This is a genomic window from Nostoc sp. (assembly GCF_036918015.1).
Taxonomy (GTDB): Bacteria; Cyanobacteriota; Cyanobacteriia; order Cyanobacteriales; family Nostocaceae; genus Nostoc.
The window spans coordinates 1-3,188 of the sequence record NZ_JBALEO010000004.1 but is presented as its reverse complement, the minus strand read 5'-3'; the positions used below and the strand labels follow the sequence as shown (position 1 = coordinate 3,188).

Genomic DNA, 3,188 nt, shown 5'->3' with positions numbered 1-3,188 from the left:
AGAACCTCTTGTCAGAGCGATGGGTTCAGATGCCTGTCGTTACATTGATCAAGCTATCCTAGCGTTGGGTTTGGAAAAAGTTGTTACATCTCCCACAATTATCTCAAAATTAGGTGATGGGTTCAGTGATTCTCGACAAAGTACTGAAATAGTTTATGTCGCACTGGTACAATTTTTGGATGAACGTCCCAAGGCTCATAATCATCCACCTGTGCTAAGAACTATCAGCATGACTTTACGGGGAGTGAAATCATTTCAGGAAACCAATCCTGATAAAATTGATTCCGCAAAAAAACGGGATGCAATTGAGCTAGATGCTAGAGTGGCAGCCGAAGTTACTGAAATTATGCGCCGAGTGATGACAGAAGAACTATAGACGAATGTTGTCTTTTATGGTTATCTTGAGAGCTGTTTTCAAAGCAGAAGGCTCTTGATACGATTCTGAGCAGTTTTTCACTAGAGCGGTAAAACTAACTTGAGAGTTGAGACTAAAGGCTTAATTACGTTTGCTAAAAAGAAAATCTCAAACGAGTTTTCTATGTTTCCAGGCTCACTCTAGCAAATTTTACCACTGTAGGAAAAAACCTAATTACTTATTGTTGTGTGGGGATAGTTGGTCTAATTATCACAGCCGAAAATTTCTGCCTTTTCAAGCTATTTCTTCTTGTTTGTGGGTAATAATCGTGCAATCTGAGGTTGGATGAGCAATACAAATTAGCACATAGCCTTGAGCGATCTGCTCATCTTCTAAATAAGACTGTTCTGACTGATCAACGGAACCATCAACCAATTTCCCAGTACAAGTCGAGCAGACTCCCTGACGACAGGAATAGGGTAACTCCATCCCCTCGATTTCAGCAGTTGAGAGAATATATTCATCTTCGGGAACATTTACCGTTTGGTTAATTCCTTCTTCTTCATTCATCAATTGAATTTTGTATGTCGTCGTCATAACTGTAGACCTCGTTATCAAAGTAATACTCTTCAATTGTTGCGGAATAGACACCAAATATTGTCAGAGATTGAAATCAGCAAATACCGATGGCTTTTGGAAGTAAGTCTAACTTGATAATTTCGGCTTTTTCTCTCCCATAAGTTCAGGAAATACTGCTAATTTATTATTCTGAGAGAGATTTTCTCAAGTGTAACAACCAGACGTTTGAAATCGAGTATATACAATAGTCTGATTGATGGTTGAATTGTATAAGTTGATTAAATACGACACAAAAAGTAGTCAAAATAATTTCGCAATATAACTCTTTTGAGAATATTAACCAAGAAAGCGATGCCTGCGGTGGGCTGTTCGGTGTCGCATCAGTAGGCTACGGGACAGTGCCAAGCTAGAAGCACCAGCAGAGGCAGTTTTGAAATATTTGGGGGAGTTGAAGCGACTATACTTAACTGCGTTTGAGGAAGGTCTTCTGCGTTTTATGGAGCAGGAATGTAAAATTGTGGATTAGTCTCGGCTCATGTAGTAGTTGTTCAAAATCCTACTAAGTATAAGTGCTTGGTTTGATTGAAAATGAAGGCTGGATGCTGGATCGTTGCGTTGTTTTGCAACTTGCGATCGCCCCGTGATCGATTACGATTATTTTTGCGAAATTGACAAGTATTTATTTTTAATAAAGCATGAGTTTAATTACTACTCCTAAAGGATGAAACTTGCAGCTATTTGTAATAATCCAATTCTCTGTGAAGCTGCACAATTTTTGGGGACCCATTGCATCAATGGTGATGATACAGCCAGATATATCTAGCATTTCTAACAGTGCCGGAATCGCGGTGTGTCAATAGGATTTCTCACTGACCTTTATTTGTCCCAAGACCAAACGGTGTTCATTTGACCATGCACTGACAGTGTGCAGGGCTTTTAGCTGAGATGCTCTGTCATATGACCCTCTGTGAGTTTTGCTATTCTTGTGCTACTACTTCTACACCCAACTTCTCAACCAATGATTGCACCCACTGCCGAAAACATTGCTCAAATTCTTTGGGATTGATTTTCTCGAATACTCTTTCTTTACGTATCTGGACTGGGTATTCCGAATGGTAGTTCTAGAAACGTCTCTAACCACTCTTGTTTATTGAGTCCATACTCCTCGATATCAACGCAACCTTGCGAAGAAAGCTATTACTGCCAAAATCTCTATGGTAATGATATCAGTGAGTAAATGATATCTCGTCCTTTCCACTCTGGGGTCTTTCACTTTTGTGAAGTATTCCTGAAACCTACTGGTAATATCAAAGCTATCTACGCTGGCTGCAAAAGATGTTTTAGTTTTACTCTTCTTGTTCTCAAATCCCGTTGACATTACTTTGAGATAGCATCTCGATTTTTCATTGTCTAGGCTGAATAATGCCACTGTTACAATACCAGATGTTGCTGAGGATAATGGTATTATGAACATCATTAAGATAGTGTTAATTACTGCCTGAAGAAACGTTGGATAAACAACTTATTTATCAGGCAGTAATTATCTATCATCGCAGCCCCATTATTGCCTTGATGTATAAACTTAGGTTAAAAATCACTCAAGTCACTTAGTCGTGAACTGTTCCATCGGGCATTTTTGTTCCAGTTAATCCGACTCGTCGCATATTTGCCCCGTCCATATCTGCCCCAGTCAGGTCTGCCTTATCTAAATATGCCCCGTCCATATCTGCCCCAGCTAGCTTTGCCCCTTTCAAGTTAGCTTCACTCATTTCCGCTCCCCTAAGATCCGCTCCGGTGAGGTCTGTCTCACCTAAGTTTGCTCCCCTCAAGTTGGCTCCACCTAGCTTGACAAAGCTTAAATCAGCTCCACTTAAATTTGCTCCCGTCAAGTCTGTTCCACTCAGGTCTGCATCAACCATTTCTGCACTAATTAGGCATACTTCAATCATTCGTGAATCAGCAAAAGTTGCCTGATTCAGTTTCGCCTGACTAATATGTGCATCAGTCAGATATCCTCCCTTTAAGTCTTTACCAATCAACTCCGCTCCTTTTAGGTGTACCCCAATCAGATTTGCATTAGTCAGACAGACCTGAATTAAGCTTACGTTACTAAAGTCCCGTTCTCCTGCTGCGTATCGTCTCAGAAGTTCTGGAGTTTTCATAATAAAAAGCAATGACTTGCTTATTTAAAGTTAAGTAAATTCTATCGTTTAACCCATGAGTTTATTGTTAATTAATGTAAATATTTATCAAT

The 3,188-nt window shown here is 39.7% G+C and carries 3 protein-coding genes and 1 pseudogene; 1 reads left to right on the top strand and 3 read right to left on the bottom strand.

The features are described from left to right. Positions 1-376: hypothetical protein (locus tag V7K61_RS00710; protein WP_335050043.1), on the top strand; the 376-nt coding region annotated here is incomplete at its 5' end. Between the two features lie 273 nt (positions 377-649). Here the strand turns inward: V7K61_RS00710 and V7K61_RS00705 are convergent. From V7K61_RS00705 to V7K61_RS00700, 3 genes and pseudogenes are all read right to left on the bottom strand, one after another. Further along, positions 650-952 carry a 2Fe-2S iron-sulfur cluster-binding protein gene (locus tag V7K61_RS00705; RefSeq protein WP_335050041.1) on the bottom strand — a complete coding sequence of 101 codons (303 nt, stop codon included), beginning with the start codon at positions 950-952 and terminating at the stop codon, positions 650-652. 754 nt (positions 953-1,706) lie between these two features. Beyond that, positions 1,707-1,916, bottom strand: a pseudogene (locus V7K61_RS34035) (ISAs1 family transposase); the annotation flags it as partial. A 625-nt stretch (positions 1,917-2,541) separates the two neighbouring features. Continuing rightward, positions 2,542-3,096 carry a pentapeptide repeat-containing protein gene (locus tag V7K61_RS00700; RefSeq protein ID WP_335050039.1) on the bottom strand — a complete coding sequence of 185 codons (555 nt, stop codon included), beginning with the start codon at positions 3,094-3,096 and terminating at the stop codon, positions 2,542-2,544. Between the last annotated feature and the right edge of the window lie 92 nt (positions 3,097-3,188).